Source organism: Bdellovibrio sp. BCCA, assembly GCF_037996825.1.
Taxonomy (GTDB): Bacteria; Bdellovibrionota; Bdellovibrionia; order Bdellovibrionales; family Bdellovibrionaceae; genus Bdellovibrio.
Genome location: NZ_JBBNAC010000001.1, coordinates 349,952 through 369,119 on the forward strand (window position 1 = coordinate 349,952; position 19,168 = coordinate 369,119).

The 19,168-nt window shown below is 45.5% G+C and carries 19 protein-coding genes; 8 read left to right on the top strand and 11 right to left on the bottom strand.

What is annotated here, in order from left to right; translation table 11 throughout:
• From AAAA78_RS01795 to leuS, 4 genes are all read right to left on the bottom strand, one after another.
• The gene (locus AAAA78_RS01795; protein ID WP_340590016.1) at positions 1-408 is read right to left on the bottom strand and encodes a hypothetical protein; all 408 of its coding nucleotides are present in this window, start codon (positions 406-408) and stop codon (positions 1-3) included.
• 20 nt (positions 409-428) lie between these two features.
• Positions 429-728, bottom strand: a complete 300-nt coding sequence (locus tag AAAA78_RS01800; protein ID WP_340590017.1) for a hypothetical protein — start codon at positions 726-728, stop codon at positions 429-431.
• A gap of 239 nt (positions 729-967) precedes the next feature.
• Positions 968-2,872 (bottom strand): biosynthetic arginine decarboxylase, encoded by a 1,905-nt coding sequence (speA, locus tag AAAA78_RS01805; protein WP_340590018.1) that lies wholly within the window; start codon positions 2,870-2,872, stop codon positions 968-970.
• Positions 2,873-2,952: 80 nt separating this feature from the next.
• Entirely contained in the window at positions 2,953-5,337 is a 2,385-nt protein-coding gene (gene leuS, locus AAAA78_RS01810; protein WP_340590019.1) for a leucine--tRNA ligase, read from the bottom strand.
• A 488-nt stretch (positions 5,338-5,825) separates the two neighbouring features.
• Here leuS and AAAA78_RS01815 point away from each other — a divergent pair, with 488 nt between their 5' ends.
• Genes AAAA78_RS01815 through trmB form a run of 3 tightly spaced genes read left to right on the top strand, consistent with a single transcriptional unit; the run spans position 5,826 to position 8,550 of the window.
• On the top strand, positions 5,826-6,806 hold the full coding sequence (locus tag AAAA78_RS01815; RefSeq protein WP_340590020.1) for a GGDEF domain-containing response regulator: 981 nt from the start codon (positions 5,826-5,828) through the stop codon (positions 6,804-6,806).
• A 39-nt stretch (positions 6,807-6,845) separates the two neighbouring features.
• Complete coding sequence (locus AAAA78_RS01820; RefSeq protein ID WP_340590021.1) at positions 6,846-7,883, top strand: cation diffusion facilitator family transporter; 1,038 nt, start codon at positions 6,846-6,848, stop codon at positions 7,881-7,883.
• On the top strand, positions 7,852-8,550 hold the full coding sequence (gene trmB, locus AAAA78_RS01825; protein ID WP_340590022.1) for a tRNA (guanine(46)-N(7))-methyltransferase TrmB: 699 nt from the start codon (positions 7,852-7,854) through the stop codon (positions 8,548-8,550). The genes AAAA78_RS01820 and trmB overlap by 32 nt, the downstream gene beginning before the upstream one ends.
• A gap of 5 nt (positions 8,551-8,555) precedes the next feature.
• On the opposite strand, the gene AAAA78_RS01830 is transcribed toward trmB, so the two are convergent.
• The gene (locus AAAA78_RS01830; protein WP_340590023.1) at positions 8,556-9,407 is read right to left on the bottom strand and encodes a PilZ domain-containing protein; all 852 of its coding nucleotides are present in this window, start codon (positions 9,405-9,407) and stop codon (positions 8,556-8,558) included.
• 170 nt (positions 9,408-9,577) lie between these two features.
• Here AAAA78_RS01830 and AAAA78_RS01835 point away from each other — a divergent pair, with 170 nt between their 5' ends.
• The gene (locus AAAA78_RS01835) at positions 9,578-9,865 is read left to right on the top strand and encodes a hypothetical protein (protein WP_340590024.1); all 288 of its coding nucleotides are present in this window, start codon (positions 9,578-9,580) and stop codon (positions 9,863-9,865) included.
• A gap of 1 nt (position 9,866) precedes the next feature.
• Here AAAA78_RS01835 and AAAA78_RS01840 read toward each other — a convergent pair whose 3' ends face one another.
• Entirely contained in the window at positions 9,867-10,154 is a 288-nt protein-coding gene (locus AAAA78_RS01840; protein ID WP_340590025.1) for a 2Fe-2S iron-sulfur cluster-binding protein, read from the bottom strand.
• 107 nt (positions 10,155-10,261) lie between these two features.
• Between AAAA78_RS01840 and trxB the strand changes: the two genes are divergently transcribed.
• From trxB to AAAA78_RS01860, 4 genes are all read left to right on the top strand, one after another.
• Positions 10,262-11,206: a thioredoxin-disulfide reductase gene (gene trxB, locus AAAA78_RS01845; protein WP_340590026.1), complete on the top strand. Its 945-nt coding sequence runs from the start codon at positions 10,262-10,264 to the stop codon at positions 11,204-11,206.
• 7 nt (positions 11,207-11,213) lie between these two features.
• On the top strand, positions 11,214-11,711 hold the full coding sequence (locus tag AAAA78_RS01850; protein WP_295900242.1) for a response regulator: 498 nt from the start codon (positions 11,214-11,216) through the stop codon (positions 11,709-11,711).
• A 183-nt stretch (positions 11,712-11,894) separates the two neighbouring features.
• Positions 11,895-12,626, top strand: a complete 732-nt coding sequence (locus AAAA78_RS01855) for a hypothetical protein (protein ID WP_340590027.1) — start codon at positions 11,895-11,897, stop codon at positions 12,624-12,626.
• On the top strand, positions 12,613-14,319 hold the full coding sequence (locus AAAA78_RS01860; RefSeq protein WP_340590028.1) for a S8 family peptidase: 1,707 nt from the start codon (positions 12,613-12,615) through the stop codon (positions 14,317-14,319). The genes AAAA78_RS01855 and AAAA78_RS01860 overlap by 14 nt, the downstream gene beginning before the upstream one ends.
• On the opposite strand, the gene AAAA78_RS01865 is transcribed toward AAAA78_RS01860, so the two are convergent.
• The 5 genes from AAAA78_RS01865 to AAAA78_RS01885 all read right to left on the bottom strand — a co-directional run bounded on the left by AAAA78_RS01865 (position 14,316) and on the right by AAAA78_RS01885 (position 19,160).
• Positions 14,316-15,470, bottom strand: a complete 1,155-nt coding sequence (locus AAAA78_RS01865) for a hypothetical protein (RefSeq protein ID WP_340590029.1) — start codon at positions 15,468-15,470, stop codon at positions 14,316-14,318. The two genes, AAAA78_RS01860 and AAAA78_RS01865, sit on opposite strands and share 4 nt — an antisense overlap.
• A gap of 87 nt (positions 15,471-15,557) precedes the next feature.
• Positions 15,558-16,379, bottom strand: coding sequence for a PilZ domain-containing protein (locus AAAA78_RS01870; RefSeq protein ID WP_340590030.1), 822 nt, complete (start codon positions 16,377-16,379; stop codon positions 15,558-15,560).
• Between the two features lie 57 nt (positions 16,380-16,436).
• Positions 16,437-17,405: an ABC transporter ATP-binding protein gene (locus tag AAAA78_RS01875; RefSeq protein WP_340590031.1), complete on the bottom strand. Its 969-nt coding sequence runs from the start codon at positions 17,403-17,405 to the stop codon at positions 16,437-16,439.
• Positions 17,405-18,397, bottom strand: coding sequence for an ABC transporter ATP-binding protein (locus AAAA78_RS01880; RefSeq protein WP_340590032.1), 993 nt, complete (start codon positions 18,395-18,397; stop codon positions 17,405-17,407). The genes AAAA78_RS01875 and AAAA78_RS01880 overlap by 1 nt, the downstream gene beginning before the upstream one ends.
• A gap of 100 nt (positions 18,398-18,497) precedes the next feature.
• Entirely contained in the window at positions 18,498-19,160 is a 663-nt protein-coding gene (locus AAAA78_RS01885; RefSeq protein WP_340590033.1) for an HAD family hydrolase, read from the bottom strand.
• Between the last annotated feature and the right edge of the window lie 8 nt (positions 19,161-19,168).

Sequence of the window (19,168 nt, forward strand, 5' to 3'; positions counted from 1 at the left end):
TCATTTTAATAATTCGGGATAAATAAAAAATATTCTGTTAACGAATTCGGGTCCTAAGTGATTTTCTAACAACGTCATTTGCTGTTTTAGCACTTCTTCCATTGAAATATTGTTTTCATTGGATTCTACGTTGAGTGCTTCAGGATGGTGATGCAAGTATTCACCAAACTCGCTGCTGCAAAAATCATGATACAATTTTGTATGGAGAATGAAATGGTGCCAAATGGAATCTAGATAATTTATTTGATTGGTAAAAAAGAAGGGTTCGTTAAGAAGCCCTCCTTTTTGCGCTTTGTGAACAAATCTTAGTAATGTCAGGAGATCTTGAAAGATCATGTCAATGAGAGTCTGTGATTTTGAGTTTTGATAATCTTTAAAATTCACGGCTTTACAAATAATATCTTTCATGGAGGTCGTCCTTTTTTTAATTATACGGGATCGCCGTCGCCACCATGAGAACCTTGTCCACAGGTTCGATAGATTTCGCCATCTGAAGCCTTTTGTAAGAGATTTGATTTTGATTTTTCGTAGCTACGGATATTGCCGCCTTGATTTCTAAGAACTTCAATGTCTTCATTAGTAAGTTGAGATTCATCGATGTTCAATGCGCGTAAAACGCTTCGAACAGATGAAATTTCCGCATTATTTAAGGCCGCTGCGTTGGCATATGGGGCCGTGGCCAAAACAATCACGGCAATAAGTGTTTTTTTAAGGTTTGTAGCTTTCATAATTTTCTCCTTCCGTTTATCGGATGACATTTCCGTATTGCGAACCAAATGCCATGCTTAAAGAGAGTATATTTGAGATGGCTTATCTCACAGACTCTTGAAGGTCTTAATTCTTAGAATATAGAAGAAAAGTTAGATGGTAAAAATCCGCAGGATCACAGAATAAAAAAAAGCCCGCAGAGTGTGGCTGCGGGCTTGGTTAACTCATGTACTAAATCGACACGGAGGGAAGCAGGTACCTATTCGGCTTCTTCGAGGTATGTGTAGCCGGAGAGGCCTTCCTCGTAGTGCTTGATTAGGAGCTTTGCTTCTTGTTTTGTGATCGAACCTTTTTGGATTGATTCTTCTGTGGCTTGACGAACGCTGTCTACCATTTCAGAGCGGCCGTATTGAACGTAAGAAAGAACTTCCGTTACGGTGTCGCCTGGAACGTAGTGGTCGATTGTGTATCCAACGCCGTTCAATGAAATGTGAACTGCGTCTGTATCGCCGAACAAGTTGTGAAGGTCGCCTAGGATCTCTTGGTATGCGCCTGTGAGGAACACGCCAAGATAGTACTGTTGACCGTCTGTGAACTTGTGCAAGCGAATTGTTTCTTTTGGTTCGCCAGATTCTGTGTCGATGAATTTTTCAATCACACCGTCAGAGTCGCAAGTCAAATCTGCCAACGTCGCTTCACGGCCTGGTTCTTCACCAAGGCGGTGAATTGGAACCACTGGGAAAAGTTGTCCTACGGCCCAAGAGTCAGGAACAGATTGGAACACAGAGAAGTTTGAGAAATAAGTATCGCAAAGCTCTTTAGAAAGCGCTGTGATGATGTCTTCTGTGTCTGGAACAGTTTTCGCTAGTTTCACCATTTTTGTGGCGATAGCGAAGTACATGCTTTCACACCATGCACGTTGTTCAAGACTCAAAACGCCGTACGTGAAAAGTTGCAACGTCTCTTGTTTTGCTTGTTCAAGGTCATTGAAACATTCGTTGATATTGTCTTTGTTCACTTTTTCAAAAATGTACTGCATGTCTTGCATGATCGAAGGATCTGTCTTCGCAGCAGGACGAGGCGGTTCATGACGGTGAAGGTCGTTGATACCCATCACGTTAAAGATCAAAACAGAGTGATGCGCCACCAAGAAGCGGCCAGACTCTGTCACGATGTTTGGATGAGGAATGCCTTTTTCATCACAAAGAGTTTGCAAAACAGACACGATGTCGTTCGCGTACTCCTGTTCAGAGTAGTTGATAGAGCTGTCAGAGTGGCCTGAGCCGTCGTAGTCAACACCGAGGCCGCCGCCCACGTCGATGTACTTAAGGCCTGCACCCATTTTGTGAAGTTCCGTATAGAAACGAGCGCCTTCTTTCAAAGAAGACTTGATTGATTGAATTTGTGGAACTTGAGAGCCGATGTGGTAATGAAGAAGTTCAAGGCAATCAAGCATGCCTTCTTTTTTCAAGAACTCAACGCCTTCAACGATCTCTGTTGCTGTTAAGCCGAACTTCGAGCGAGCGCCGGAAGAATCAACCCATTTACCTGCACCTTGAGTGTTCAATTTTGCGCGGAAACCGATTTTTGGACGAGCGTTGAATTTCTTCGCTACGTCGACGATCATTTTCAATTCTTCTTTACGGTCGACAACGATGATCGTGTTTCTTCCCAATTTTTGAGAAAGGATCGCTGTTTCGATGTATTCAGCATCTTTAAAGCCGTTGCAGATGATCAACGCGTTTTCCGTGTTCATCAAAGCAAGAACCACAAGAAGCTCTGGTTTGGAACCGGCTTCAAGGCCCATGTGGAAGCCTTTGCCGTATTTCACAAGCTCTTGAACAAGGTGGCGCTGTTGGTTCACCTTGATCGGGTAAACGCCACGGTAGCCACCTTTGTAGCCGTGATCTGCGAAAGCTTTTTGAAAGCAGTTATTCAAAAGCTCAACACGAGCTTTGATGATGTCAGGAAAGCGAATCATGATTGGAACGCGAATACCGCGGTCCAAAAGATCTTGGGTTAAATCAAACAAGTCCACTGACGGACCGTTTGCTCCCATTGGAGTAACGGAAACATTACCTGCTCCGTTGATTCTGAAATAACCGTTGCCCCAGTTGTTGATCCCATAAAGCTCAGCGCTTTTCTCAGGACTCCAATTAGACATCTCTTTTGGCCCTCGCAGTTAGGGGCCTTGAAAGGACCCCATGTTATTTGTTGGGGTCCTTTTCGGTAAAGAACCCAAAATTATTTAACGATCAAATTCAAAATTCTGCCAGCCTTATAAATCACCTTGTCGGGATTTTTTCCAGCCAAAACTGAGGAAACTGCAGAAACGGCTTTCGCCGCCGCCAACGCTTCGTCTTCGGAAGCTGTCGGGCTAATCTCGATCGTGCCGCGCATTTTTCCATTCACTTGCACGCCGATAGTTACAGTGTCATCAGCGACGAGGGTACTATCATATTTTGGCCATGGAGCCAAAGAGCAAAGTCCCTCTCCGCCCATTTTTTCCCACAATTCTTCCGCCAAGTGCGGAGCAAAAGGAGCCAAAATCTGAACGAGTGGTTTTAAGGCCATTTCCGAGCGGCATTCTGCCTTGTAAAGCTCGTTTACAAGGATCATCATCGCGCTGATCGCTGTGTTAAAGCTCATCGTCTCGATGTCTTCTGTGACTTTTTTAATCGTTTTATGAACTAATTTCTGAACCTCTGCCGGAGCCGCGTCTTTCGTTGCGATCGTTTGACCGTCGTCGTTCACCACAAGGCGAGAAATGCGGTCCAAGAAACGCTTCACGCCATCAATGCCCGTCGGAGCCCAAGGTTTGTCCTTGTCCACCGGACCCATGAAGCTGATAAAGGTTCTCATCGCATCGGCACCATGAGTTTTCGCAATGTCTTCCGGAGAAATCACGTTTCCACGAGATTTCGACATTTTTTCACCATCTGGTCCCAAGATCATTCCTTGGTGAAGCAACTTTTGGAAAGGCTCATCGTGAGTCACAAGGCCGCAGTCAAAAAGAACCTTCATCCAGAAGCGAGAGTAAAGTAAATGCCCTACGGTGTGCTCCGGTCCACCAACGTAAAGATCCACAGGCATCCAGTATTTTTCAGCGTCAGGACTGAACGGAGCTTTGTCGTTTTGAGGGTCAATGTAACGCAAGAAGTACCAGGAAGAGCCCGCCGCACCCGGCATCGTGTCTGTCTCGCGACGACCGCCGTTTTTGTACTGAACCCATTCGGCATTGCGAGCCAAAGGAGCTTCTCCAGAGTCAGAAGGTTCATAGTCTGCGACTTCAGGTAAAATCACCGGAAGCTCATTCACAGGGACTCCGCGCGAGCCATCAGCGTAGTGAACAATCGGGAACGGTTCGCCCCAGTAACGTTGACGGCTGAACAACCAGTCACGCAACTTGTACTGAACTTCGCGCACGCCCAACTTGTGGCTTTCCAAATGAGAAAGCATTTTTTTGATCGCATCAGACTTAGAAAGACCGTTTAAGAAATCAGAATTAACTAAAGTGCCTTCTCCTTCAAACGGAAGAGTGTCGCCACCTTCCAAAACACGTTTGATCGGAAGATGGAATTTCGTTGCAAATTCATGATCACGAGCATCGTGACCAGGAACCGCCATGATCGCACCAGTTCCATAATCCATCAAAACATAGTCCGCAATCCAAATAGGAATTTTATCGCCCGTGATTGGATGAATGGCGTGCGCGCCTGTGAAAACACCTGTTTTTTCAGTCGTCGCTTTACGTTCCACTTCTGATTTACGAGAAGTCGCTGTTACGTACTCTTCGACATTGCGGTGCTGTTCTTTCGTTGTGATTTTTTTCACAAGCTCATGCTCAGGAGCCATCACCATGAAAGTGACACCAAACAATGTATCAGGACGAGTAGTGAAGACCCCAAAAGTTTCAGGGTGACTATCCAACTTGAATGTCACACGTGCGCCTTCGCTTTTTCCAATCCAGTTGCGTTGCGCTTCTTTTGTTCTTTCTGGCCAGTCGACTTTATCAAGATCATTCAACAAGCGCTCAGCATAGTCTGTGATCTTAAGCATCCACTGTTTCATCGGAACACGAATAACGGGATGACCACCACGCTCTGATTTTCCGTCGATGACTTCATCGTTCGCCAAAACCGTTTTCAAAGCTGGGCACCAGTTCACAGGAACTTCTTTTTGATAAGCAAGGCCCTGTTCATAAAGTTTTAAGAAAATAAATTGAGTCCACTTGTAGTAGCTAGGTTCACAAGTAGAGATCTCACGACTCCAGTCGAAACTAAAACCAAAAGATTTTAAAGTTTTACGGAAACTCTCAATAGCTTTTTGAGTCGTGATCGCAGGATGAATGCCTGTTTGAATCGCATACTGCTCTGCAGGCAAACCAAAAGCATCATATCCCATCGGATGAAGAACATTGAACCCCTTCGCACGCTTGTAGCGAGAAACAATATCGCCGGGAGTGTAAGAAGCCATATGCCCAATATGAAGTCCCGAACCAGAAGGATACGGAAACATGTCGAGAGCATAATACTTCGGCTTAGAACTATTCGTCTCAGCATGAAACGCCTTTTTCTCTTCCCACTTCTGCTGCCATTTCGCTTCAATCTCGGTGAAGTTCAAACTCATAAATTCATCCTTACTAAAACAAGAAAAACACTTCCTACTTGAATATCGAAAAAGCAATACAAGTGCAATTTATTAGCGCTCAAACAATACTAACGCACACAAATATTCTCCTAAAAATTTCCCACCAAAAACTCCTTTAGCTAGGAGGCACCCACGAAAGCCTTCCGCCGGTGGTTTTCAAATTTTTAAGGAAGTCTCTAATCTAAACGTTTTGTTCGACCAAACTGTGTCGCATTGAGGGTTGGGAAATACAGTTCTGACGCGAGTTCCGCAGCGAGCCCAAGGTCTAAGTCATGTCAACCAAAGTCGAAACGAGCGAGGACTGTCCGAAGCGACAGAACTGTATTTCCCAGCCCTCAAAGCGGTCCCAGGCCTTAGGTCGAAGACCAGACTCGTCGATAGATTAGAAAAGGCCCTAAACAATTAGAGCAAATTAACCGAAGAGAAGAGCTGAAGTTACACTGGTATGTAGTATGAGTTTTGATGGTATGAAACAACCCAAGAGTCGCCGTATTCTAGTAATCGACGACGATAAAGACAGCTTAGAGATTCTTTTAGAACCTCTAAGATGGGAAGGCTATGATGCTCGTGGGGTCACTTCGGATACCGAAGCCCACAAGTTGATCGAGTCATGGATTCCTCATGTCGTTATTTTGGATTGGATGGCGCCGTCGATGGCTGGACTTAAAGTTCTCAGAGCCGTGCGTGAGCGTCTTTCTCACGTGTCTTGCGTCTTCGTGTCAGAAAACTCCAGCACCGAGGCGATTATTGAAGCCCTGGATGCCGGAGCTGACGACTACATCGTAAAACCTTTTGTTCCTCTTGAATTATTAGCACGCATCCGTACGCAATTGCGCATCCGCGATTTGCACGAACAACTTCTTTTTGCCAATGAAAAATTAAAAGAGCTCGTGGATACCGATGACCTCACAGGTCTTTATAACATGCGCTCATTGTATCAACGTCTGGACTTTGAGATGGAACGTGGACGTCGATTCCATCGTGACGTTTGCGTCGTGATGATGGACATGGACTATTTTAAAACCGTGAATGACGGGCATGATCATCTTTTTGGAAGTTACGTGCTTTCGGAAGTGGGAAAAATCATTCGTGCGAACACGCGCAACGTCGATATTCCAGCACGCTATGGTGGAGATGAATTCTTGGTGGTTTTGACGGAAACGAATCACGAAGGTGCAACGTACTTCTGTGAACGTCTGCGTGAAAACATCCAAAAAACGACTTTCAAAAATGGCGATGATTCGATCAAGCTGACAGCCTCTGTGGGATTCGCGATCACAATTCCGGGCGAGAATATCAGTGCCCGCGAACTTGTGCGCCGTGCGGACCATGCACTTTACGAAGCAAAACGCGGTGGCCGTAATCAGGTTGCGTACTATAAACCCGAAGTCGCTCCTGTTGTTGATTTGAAGTCAGCTCAGCAAAAACGCCGAAAAGCAGCAGGTTAATTATTGACGAACCGAGGGTGATCGTCGAAAACCCTTTATATGGCAAACTACGTGACATCTTCAGATACCATTCGCAATCGTGCCGCGTGGATTTCAGCGCTGGCAAGTTTCACTATTTTTGGTTTGAAGCTGGGAGCCTATAAAATCACAGGATCAACCGCAGTCCTTTCCGATGCGCTTGAAAGTATCGTGAATGTGATCGCTTCTTTGGTGGCTTTGTTTGTCATTCGTTTTGCATCTCAACCTGCCGATCACGAACATCCTTATGGACACGGAAAAGCAGAATCATTTTCTTCCGCATTTGAAGGCGGGATGATTTTCTTCGCGGCCATCATGATTATTGGCGAGGCGGTCAAAGCTTTAATCAATCACGAGCCTACTCAGCAACTGGAAATGGGTTTGTTGATTGTTGGGGGAGCGGCTTTGGTCAATCTGGCTTTAGGATTGTATCTCAAACGTGTAGGTAAGACTCATCACTCTGAAGCATTAAGAGCTAGCGGTGCGCATGTTATTTCTGACGTTCTCACCACAGCAGGAGTCATGGTGGGCTTGGGACTTGTGATGCTCACAGGGCTTCAGTGGCTCGATCCCGTGGTGGCGATTCTTGTCGGTCTTCAGTTGGCGTATTCAGGATACACCATCGTTCGTTCGTCTTTGGGAATCTTAATGGATGAACAAGATGAGGATATCTTAGAAAATTTGGCGGAAGCTTTAAGAAAGAATCGCGTACCGGGCATCATTGACATTCATCACCTAAGAACAATTCGTTCGGGTCGTTTTCATCATGTGGATGCGCACATGGTGGTGCCTGAATATTGGGATGTAACTCATGCTCACGAAGTGACTCATGCGTTTGAAAACCGAGTGGTTGCCGACTATGATTTTGATGGAGAGTTGGCTTTTCATCTCGACCCCTGTAAAAAATCCTACTGTTCAGCTTGTGACGTCGAAAATTGCCCTATCCGTTTGCAGCCCTTTAAGGAAGGTCATCCTTTCACGGTGAAAAGCTTGACCGGCGGGCCGCACCCGACTAATCAGGTGGCCTATGACAAGTCCGGTTCCTCGCAGAAGAATTAATATTACGAAAGACCTACCTAAACAAAATGCTTACACGTTGGCATTGAACGGTGAGTATTCTCACGTTGCATTCGATGAGCTTCGTGCTCCCAACAACAAAGGCAAATGGCGTTCAGATGTTTTTAAAGCAGATAGCGCTTTGCCGATGGATGTGGAAGTGGGAACGGGCAACGGAACTTATTTTGCGCATCACGCACAAACTCATGCAAATCGTTTGCTTGTGGGATTGGAGCTTAAGTACAAGCCTTTGATTCAAACAATCCGTCGTGCTGTAACGGCAGGCTGCAAGAACGCCGCGATTGCGCGTTTTCACGCTTTCAACATCGACGAGCTTTTTAACGAAGGTGAAATCGACAACGTTTACATTCATTTCCCGGATCCATGGACGTCGCCGAAGAAACCTAAAAATCGTTTCGTGTGTAAGCAGAATTTAGATGTTTTGCATCGCTTGCAAAAGCCAGGTTCTTTTATCAACTTCAAGACAGATTCTTTGGATTATTTCTTGTGGGCGATGGATGAAATCCGCGAATCCAAGTACAAAATTATTTTTGAGACGCAGGATTTGCACAATTCAGAAATGAAAGCACAAAACTTTGAAACGGCTTTCGAAAAGATCTTTATGCGCGAAGGCATTAAGATCAACATGGTCCGTTTGCAAAAAGTGTAATTCTATTATGGCAAAGCGGTCTGCTTTGCCATTTCCTCGATAAATTTTCTTCCAGATTCTGACAAATGAGTGAAACGAACACCGTAGCGGATGTAAATGCTGTCCGAGCCGGGGAGTTTTACTTTACGCACGGAAACCACAATGCCGCGGGCATCGGATTTATTATCCGTGAGAGTTTCCTGGAATTTTAAATGCAGATTTTCATTTAAATCACATTTGGCAGAGCGAACAATGAATGCCATGCCGGTTCTTGAAATGTCCGGGCAGAAAACCTGGAAACCGCCGTTTTTCCCAATGGAGACAAAAACTTTTCCGCAAGCAAAGCGCGGTGATTTTCTGCGAATATGGACATCAGGAAGTTTTTCATCTGAAATCTTTTTGTAATTCTCTAAAGACTTCGGAGAAAACTCTTCCCAATCGATGATTTTTTGCCAAGGACCGTGCGGTGTTTTTGAAAGAAGACTTTGCTCTGTCAGTTTTTGCGAGTGAATCAAAGACAACACTTCCAAGTATTTCAAACGCTGACTGGAGCGTTCTTTTTCATACCAATAAACGGGTGTGAGAATCGGAAAATTCTCTGGAGTCACGAAGGAAGACGCTTGAGTTTCTTCACTCAAATCATCCGAGATCAAGCCCACCGCGAAGTGGCCTTCTTGTTCTTTGTTGTTTTGTGCTTCAGAAGGGCCTTCTAAATCTGAAAAATCCGGATGTTGAATAAGCATCATCCATTCATTCGTTTGATTGTTAAGAATCATGTCGAACAAACTGATTTTTCCAGAGCGAACTCCAGAAAGAATGTCCTTTTCAGAGAGAGGACCCAGTTTTAATTTTCCCGTCGTAAGATAATAGCCAGCCACGGCGAACCATCCTTGTCATACGTTCCGAGTGTGGTCATACCAAATATTTCACTTTCTCTTCGGCATTTTTGGTCCTGTTCTTAAGGATTCCGGGACAAGGTCCAGCGTTAAATTGCAGCCGTAAGAAAAACAAGCAACGGGTTTATAATAAGCGACATCGGGAGGTGAATATGAAAACCTTTCTCTTTATTTTCATTCTGAGTTTCGGTGCTTCTGCGGCGATTCCACCGGGACGAGACAACCCCGAATTTATTGCACCGAATGAATCCTTAACAGTATTACGAGGCTCCACAACTTTATGTACGAGCGAAAGTCCTATGGGAGGACATCGAGGTCTTTCTTTTATTCAGTTAGGAAAAGGAAAGTGCCCACCACGCATCTCAACTCCAGTGGGTTGGGATCGCCCCGAAGAAGACCCGACATCGCCAGGAATTCCTTTTAAGGGCCGTGGTCTTTGATCTACCAGTAAGTCGCATCCACCGTGACATCGCCAAAGACTTCGGTTTGGCAACTAATGCGCATGCCCGATGGAATATTATTGGTTTCCTTGAGGAAAACTTCCGTCTCGTTCTCTCCCGATAAGTTTTCTCCACCCTCTACGATGATGATTTTGCATTTAGCGCAAACGCCATCGCCGTCACAGCTTGAAGCAACAGGAAGGCCTGCATCAAGCAGAGACTTCATCAGGTTTGCACCGTGGGAAACCTCATAGGGTGGTCGATTCTTTTTAAACGAAATAAAAGGCATGGCTCATTGTAGCTGACGCAGTCCAAAACGTGCAAAGAACTAATGAAAACAACTTTGTTTGTTGATAGCCTAGGGGCGTAAATATTGCCTATTTTGTGAGGAAATCTATGACACAAGATCAAAAAGTAGAAAACGTTATCATCATCGGTTCTGGCCCTGCAGGTCTGACATCTGCAGTTTACACTTCTCGCGCGAACCTTGAGCCGCTCATGATCGAAGGTGAAGAAGCCGGCGGTCAGTTGATGACCACAACAGAAGTTGAAAACTTCCCTGGCTTTGAACACGGAATCACAGGACCTGATTTGATCACTGTGATGAGAAAACAAGCCGAGAGATTTGGAACCCGCTTCCTCACTCGCAACGTGACGAAAGTGGATTTCTCTCAACGTCCTTTCAAAATTTGGGTGGGCGACAAATTGCATTTGGCCAAAGCCGTGATCATTTCAACAGGTGCGAGTGCAAAATACTTGGGTCTTCCTTCTGAGAAACAATACGCGAACCGCGGTGTTTCTGCGTGTGCGACTTGTGATGGCGCTTTCTTCCGCAATCAAGAAATCGGCGTTGTCGGTGGCGGTGATACAGCGATGGAAGAAGCTCAATTCCTGACTCGTTTTGCTTCGAAAGTTTACTTGCTGCACAGACGCGACCATTTCCGCGCTTCTAAAATCATGGCAGAGCGTGTGATGAAAAATCCAAAAATTGAAATCTTGTGGAATACCGAAGTGGCTGAAGTTTTGGGTGACGGTAAGAGCATGACAGGTGCCAAAATCAAAAGCACGGTCACTGGAGCTGTCAAAGAACTTCCCATCACGGGCTTATTCCTAGCCATTGGACATAAGCCTAATACGGACCTGTTTAAAGGAATGTTGGATATGAATGAGACAGGCTATTTGGTAACTCAACCAAATACCACTTATACTAATATTCCAGGTGTCTTTGCGGCGGGAGACGTGCAAGATCATGTATATCGTCAAGCGATCACAGCGGCGGGTACAGGTTGCATGGCAGCCATTGATGCTGAAAGATGGCTTGAGGCTCAAGCTTCTCACTAAGGAACGTATGAAGGATAAAAAGATCAACACCAAGGATTTAATCGAGAAGATCGAAAAGATGACGAAGGCGCGCATCGCGAGCCAAGACGTGGTCTCTTTAGATTCTTTTCGTGAAGCAAAAAAGAAACTCGATCCCAAAGTTATTCTGGTCATTGAAGATGACGAGACAATGCGTTTGGCGATGAAGAGAATCCTTGAAAGCGAAGGTTATGTGACGAAGCTCGCAGCAGACGGCACGGAACTTTCAACAGCTTTGGATGATCATCCGGTGGATCTTATTTTGATGGACGTTGGCCTTCCTTGGGTGAACGGTTTTGAACTTGCGCAGCTTTTAAAAGATCACAAAGACCTTAAGAAAATTCCGTTGGTTTTCGTTTCTGGAAAAGCATCCGAAGACGACATGAAAAAGGCGTTCGAGATTGGGGCCGATGACTATATCAAAAAACCTTTCGACGTTGAAAAGCTTAAGAAGACAGTTCACACACTTTTAAAGTTGAACGAATAATTAGGTCTCCATTTAATAAAGACTCAAAAGCCTTCGTGATTTCGCGAAGGCTTTTTTGTAGGAAGTCTTATGGACAAAGGTATTGTTCCATAATGAGATTCAAAAGTACTTCCATACTTTCCCAATAATTTACAAAGAAAATAGTGAGCAGGAGGGTGTTTTACTGGTTAAAATAGAAGGCTCATGGCACGTCGAACACTGGTCGTTTTATTCTTAGTTCTTTTAGGAGCTGTTTTTGCTCTTGTCCTTTCTAACAAAGGCGAGACACCAGAGTTCCATGCAGTTTCTGAAAATCAGGAAGAAGCGCAATCTTCTAAAACTCCGGCCCCTGAAAATTCCCCGGCAGCAACAACGCAAGTCACGGAAGTGGCTTCTTCAGAACAACCTCAGGGGATGCCAGCGCGTGAAAAGATCCGTGATCTTAAATCCATTCGCGGTGCTAAAACCATCAATACGAAAAATGCAAATCTTGAAGAAGTCGGTTTGTTTGCAGATTCACGCTGGAAGCTTTGGAATGGCGTGAGTGCAGTTTCAAAATCGGCGGGTAGAAAGCCTCAAGGAAATATCCTCGGTGAGGTGAACGGTTATTATCTCGTGGAAGAAGAAGCTGCAGTTAACGATTTCAAAAATTTCTCATCAGCACATCCTTTGGTTGTGATGGATTCCCGCTTGGATGAAGTGGGTGTCGTGACAGGAGTCTTCACCGTCACTCTTAAAGAAGGTGTTTCACCGGATATTTTAACTCAAGCATCGGGCTTAAAAGTTTTAAATTCGTTTCCCAATATTCGTACATATTTCGTGACGTCTTCTCAGGAGCCTTTTGATTTGCAGTCTTTTCAAGACGCTCTCAAAGGTGAGGCCTCTGTTGAGGAAGTTAAAATGGAAGTGTTGAGTCGTCAGTATGAGAAGAATTAGTAAAAAGGCTCAAGCTTTATGTGTGTTGTTTGTGGTGAGTCTCACCACAGGGGTCTTCTTCACGAACTGTGCGGAAAACGGATTTAAAGTTTCAGGCGATCCTAAGACGGCCGATCCGTTTTTAGATATGGCTTGGCATATCAGCAACACCGCCCAGAAAGTTTTTTCAGCGGATTCAGGTGAATCAGGAAATGATTTAAACCTTCTACAAACGTGGCTCAGTGGTATCAGCGGTAAAGGAATTAAGATTTTAATTTCTGATGATGGCGTAGAAGACACGCATGAAGATTTGAAAGCGAATTATCTTTATACGGGTGTTTCGAAAGATTATACAAAGAGCTCTCCGTATCTTGCGAGTTCTTCTCCACCGAAAGCCACTGATGACAACCATGGGACGGCGGTGGCGGGTCTTGCTGCAGCGGCGGCCGCGAATGGCAAAGGTAGTAAAGGTGTTGCGTTTGAAGCGTCTTTGGTTTCCGCAAATTTCTTGTCCTCTGCAGTAACCCAAACAGAACCCACCTTGGTGGACCAAGCCGGTGGAGCTTTTGATATTTTCAGTATGAGCTGGGGATCGGCACAAAACAGTTTGATCACTCCAGTGGCGTCATTTCAGTCACAAATGCGTTCGGGAGCTTTGAGTGGTCGTTCTGGAAAAGGGGCGATCTATGTTAAGTCTGCGGGCAATGACTTTATGGTTTATTGCAAAGGTTCGACGTCTGAATACTGCACGGGGAACGCCAATTTCGATTCGGACAATAGCACGCCTTATACAATTTTAACGGCGGCGTTGAATGCATCTGGTTATGCTGCAAGTTACTCTTCGCCAGGATCTAACGTGTGGATTTCTTCTTTCGGCGGAGAATTTGGCGACGACTCGCCTGCGATGATCACAACGGATCGCATGGGATGTACAAAAGGTTTTTCAACTTCAACGATTTCAGGAAAGTTAGAGTTTGAACGTGGAGGGTTGGGAAACACCAATTGCAATTACACGGCGACATTCAACGGAACTTCCGCAGCAGCACCAGTGTTGAGTGGCTCTATTGCTCTTTTGCTACAAGCCAATCCAAACTTAAGCTGGCGTGATGTAAAATATATTTTGGCAAAAACGGCGGTTCCAGTTCATTACACGACGTCAGGTTCTATTGCTCATCCCAAGCCGTCAGAGCCCATTCCGTCTGGCGCTGTGTGGGAACAAGTCTGGGTGCAAAACGGAGCCGGTTTTAAATTTCACAACTGGTATGGTTTTGGCCGAGTGAATGTGGATGCCGCTGTGGCGATGGCGAGGTCTTATACATCTCCGTTTAACGCTTACGTTGAAACAAACTGGGTGGATGATCGAAGCGGGTTGAACCTAGGTATTCCGGATAACAGTGCCACAGGTGCTTCAGACACCATGTTTGTAAATACGAATATCAAAATTGAATCTGTGCAGCTTCGCGTGTGGGTGACACACACAAATATTGCAAATCTGGCGCTGGAACTGACGTCACCAAGCGGTACAAAAAGTATTGTGATTAACATGAACAATGCCCTTCGCAATGTTGCGAATTATCAGGGCGAAGTTTTCTTAACGAATGCCTTTTATCGAGAGAATTCTCAAGGCAATTGGACTGTGAAAGTCATCGACGGTACGGCCACCCATACAGGAACGCTCACTAGGTGGTCTTTAAATTTCACCGGAAGCAATTAATTCCCGACAAACATTGAAGAGATACAACGAGTTTCATAGTTTCCAGAATAAAAGGTCGTACTGCCGACTCTTGTGAAAACTTTTGTTGTTGGATTGTAGCTGAACTTTTCAATGTTATAGGGCGCGTTTCCTGTCGTCAGATTCGTAGAAACAGTGCTGCCAGTGGCGACATACAGATATCCTTTAGCTTCATCGTAAGTCATCGCAGAGGCGCCGTAGATGACGCTAGGATTTTCAAAACCATTCACGGGATCGCTGATGATATTGGAAGTCGCAGCATCGTCGATAGCATAAGAATACAAAGAGTTTTGCAAAGCCGCATTGGTTCCAGCGTAAGAGACCACCATACGTTTAAACGCACTCATATAAGCAGAAGCCGTCGGATAAGCCGTTGCACCCACTGTGGATTGATCATCAAGGCATCCTGAAGTGCCATTCCATCCTGTCGCACCATTGATCACGCCAAGGCGGTTGTTGGTTGCTGAAGATGCATTTTGTGAATGTGTATAGACGATATTGTATCCAGCCGTATTTGTTGTCGTCGGATAAGTGAGAAGAGAAGTGATATTCACAGCCGACGCTGAACAAGCTCCACCAGGGCTTTGCACCCAGGCATTTGTTCCAGTGCCTGCTTGGCGACCTTTACCTGCATCCAGTTTTTCAATCGCCGTTGTGCGACTGATAAGAAATCCGTCAGCAACACTCATCACAAATTTCGCAGCTGACTGAAGCGCACCAATCGGAGCTGTTGTTGAGGTGTTGTTATAGAAAGTCGTTCTTGCTCCATCGAGTTTTTTCTCGATAAGTTCAATTCGTCTTTGTCCTGTGTGCTCTAACAGGACCATCATATGTGTGTCGTCATAATTAGAAATGCTCACCGGAGTTGTGCCTGTCGCCTCTGTGGCCTTTGTAAAATCAGCGACACGGCCTTCGTAAGCACCGGTCTCAAGGTTGACCTTAAAGATCACGTTGGATGCTGTGGAAGAAGTGTAAGTTGTGTTCCCTGTGCCGGAGTAGCAAAGTCCCGAAGCTACGTAAAGGTAGCGTGTGGATTGAGAGGACACAGTGTCTTCTTCAGGAACGGGCGGCTGACATGCAGAAATAAATGCTGTGAGAGATCCTAAGAGAACGAAGTACTTCGCTGTACTCATATTGTTTTCTCCTTAACGTGCTTCAAAATAAGATATCGGAGCGATGTTAAGGATTCTTGATTTACAGTTTGGAAATCTAGACTAAGACTAGCCGGCGCTTCGGCGCACTTGATCTTGGTAAGCGACGTACGCTTTCAAAAGTGCGTCTAGACGTAGAGTCATGGCAACGTCTTGCTCGATGAACATCAGGCGGCGCGGATCGGTCATGTCGCCGACGATCTTCGCTCTGAAAAGCAGACGCGCTTTCGATGGATCGGCTTCAAAAGGATTCACGATGATCAAGTCAAAAGGCTTGTTTAAAAAGTCTCGAGGGATTTCGTCTTCAAGCATGGTTCCGCTTAAAGAAATATTTTTTGAATGCGTGCGGAAAGAACGAATCTTAGAAACCAGAACGACTTCAATTTTGAAGTTGTGACGTGGATCGCGGCGACGGTCGGCTCCACTTGGTTCTTCTTTCGGAGCAGCCTCAGATGATTTTTTCTTCGTGGCTTCCGGTTTTACTTTTTTGATTTTCGAAAGATCCAGCTCGTCGCCGTTAAAATCCTTCACATGATAACCACCGATTTCTTGATGTTTGATCGGTGCATCGCCCACAACGACTTGCGTGTAAGGACTGTCCGGATTGTTAGTTGCAGGAGCATTTTGTGTCGCTGTCAAAGTGTCTTGAGGAAGACCGCTTGGCTCCATCGGTTTTGGCGGTTGAGCCATCACGAAATATTTTTGATCGGATTCCAGGAATTCGCGAACGCAAACCCATTCTTCCCAACCCGGAGTCCAAAGAAAGTATTTCCCGGGATTTTTATCAGCCAGAGAAAGCAAGGCGACCTGAGCTTGAACGACAGACATAGGTTTCGTCTGCGTTTTTGTCTCAGCATCGTAGATAATCCAAACTTTTCCCTGTGTTTTCATAGACTCCCCAAGCAACACATGTCTTAGGGGAGTTATCGGAAAAAAGAGGTAACTTCTTTACACTCGAATGCAGGCTGCGATGTGGTCTTTGGATTTTTCTTCCAAAGGCGGGACGATCGTCTTGCACTCTTCAATCGCCATAGGGCAACGAGGGTGGAAGTGGCAACCTGTCGGAGGATTGATTGGTGAAGGAACGTCGCCAGTCAAAATGATACGCTCGTCTTTACGGCGAGGATCTGGAACTGGGATCGCCGACATCAGGGCTTTCGTATAGGGATGTTTCGGATTGCGGTAAAGCTCTTCCGCCTCCGCCATCTCAACGATTTTACCCAAGTACATCACCGCCACTTTAGTTGAAACGTGTTCAACGACTTTTAAGTCATGGGCGATAAAGATGTAAGTCAGACCCAACTTTTGTTGGAGCTCCATCAACAAATTAATAACCTGAGCTTGGATAGAAACGTCCAAAGCAGAAACAGGTTCGTCACATACAATCAACTCTGGGTTCACGGCCAAAGCGCGCGCGATACCTACACGTTGACGTTGGCCACCTGAAAACTCATGCGGATAACGATTCAAGTGTTCACGGCGAAGTCCCACAAGGTCGATCAATTCATGAATACGATCTTGGCGATCTTTCGCCGAGCGATGAAGATTGTGAATGATAAGAGGCTCTTCAAGAATTGAACCGATAGTCATGCGCGGATTCAAAGAGGCAAACGGATCTTGGAAGATGATTTGCATTTTTTTACGCATGTCACGAAGCTCTTCGCCTTGGATGTGCGTGATGTCTTTGCCGTTGTAAATAATATTTCCGGAAGTCGTATCGTGAAGACGAATCAAGCAACGACCTAAAGTGGATTTACCGCAACCGGACTCACCCACAAGGCCCAAAGTTTCACCTTTGTTCAATTCGAAAGACACACCTTGAACTGCCTTAACAGCAGCCACTTCACGGCTGAAAACTCCACCGTAAATAGGAAAGCTCTTCGTAACGTTTTCGACTTTCAAAAGAGGAGTGCTCATTATTTTTGTACCTCTTCACTCAACGGGTGATAGCAAGCCACTTTGTGAAGACCGCGAAGATTTTCAAGGTTCGGGTAAGCAGCACGGCAGTCGTCTTGAGCATAAGGGCAACGATCGGCAAATCGGCAACCTTTAGGAAGGTTGTACAGACTTGGAACCATGCCTTTGATAGTTTTAAGCTCTTCAAGCTTGTGACCTGTTTCAAAGTGTGGAATAGAATCCAAAAGACCTTTTGTGTACGGATGTTTTGGACGATAGAAAATATCTTCTACAGTTCCGAACTCAACAATACGGCCCGCATACATCACGGCAACTTCCTGGCACATCTCTGCGACGACGCCAAGGTCATGCGTAATCAAAATCATTCCCGCGCCGAAGTCTTTTTGCAACTTGCGCATCAAATCCAAAATCTGCGCTTGGATTGTTACGTCCAAAGCTGTTGTGGGCTCATCGGCAATCAAAAGTTCCGGATTGCAGCTGATCGCCATTGCGATCATCACACGCTGTCTCATGCCGCCCGAAAGTTGGTGCGGATATTCGTGGAAACGCTTTTCAGGAGCAGGGATACCTACTTTGCGAAGCATTTCAATCGCGCGCTCGCGAGCTTGCTGTTTGTTAAGATCTTTTTGGTGAAGCAAAATAGCTTCTTCGATCTGATCACCGATGGTGTAAACCGGATTCAAAGAAGTCATTGGCTCTTGGAAAATCATCGCGATTTCGTTACCGCGAATTTCTCTCATTTTATCATCGGACAGTTGGAGAAGGTCTTTGCCTTTGAAGAGAACCTTGCCGGATTGGATATTCCCAGGCTTTTGGATCAAACGCATCACCGAAAGAGACGTTACGGATTTGCCGCAACCAGATTCTCCAACGATTCCAAGAGTTTGGCCTTTTTTAACAGAGAAGCTTACGTCGTCAACAGCCGTAAAAGCGCCGTCGTCGGTTTTAAAGCCCGTTTTAAGATTTTGAACCTCTAAAAGAAGATCGCTCACCGGAGATCACCCCCATTTGAAACCCCATCTTATATAGTTCACGCCGCCCTGAGGCAAGTCCACAAAAGGGGAGCAGGTCCTTTTTTCTAGCGAATATGCGTCATCTTTTCTGAGAGAGTTTCTGAAGGAGTTCAGGAAGCTCTCGATAGTGACTCAAAACTCCTCGTGGCTCATATTTTTGAAGAAGTTCCATGGAAGTGTATCCGAATTCAATCGCAATTGACGGAACATCCGCGCGCAGAGCTGAAAGAACGTCAGGAACTCCGTCGCCAATCATAAAAGTATTCTCGGGAGTATGCCCCACAAGCTTCATCATCGTTTGTAGAGGCAAGGGACTGGGTTTGCGCTCTTCCAAGGTGTCGGCGCCAAAGACATTCATCCAAGGGAAGCGATCCAAGCCAAGATGTTTGAGAATCGCTTTAGCGGGTCTTTCATTTTTGTTGGTAATAATGGCCATCGGGCCCTGGTAACTTCCCAGGAAGTCTTCGACACCGGGAAAAATCTGAGTCCGATTGAACATCTCAGACTCATAAATACGAAGAAACTCCATTTCAAGTTCGGTGATTTGCGCAGGCTCGAGGTTGTCTCCCATAAAAAGATCGGCGATGAGTTTTTTAAGACCTTCACCAATATGAGAAATAATAATTTCGTCGCTCAGAATTTTTTTGCCGTGATTTTTCAGAGTACGGTTCACCGCCACAACGATATCCGGAGCCGAATCAATCAAAGTGCCATCGAGATCGAAAACAAGAAGTGGGTTCATAGGCCCCC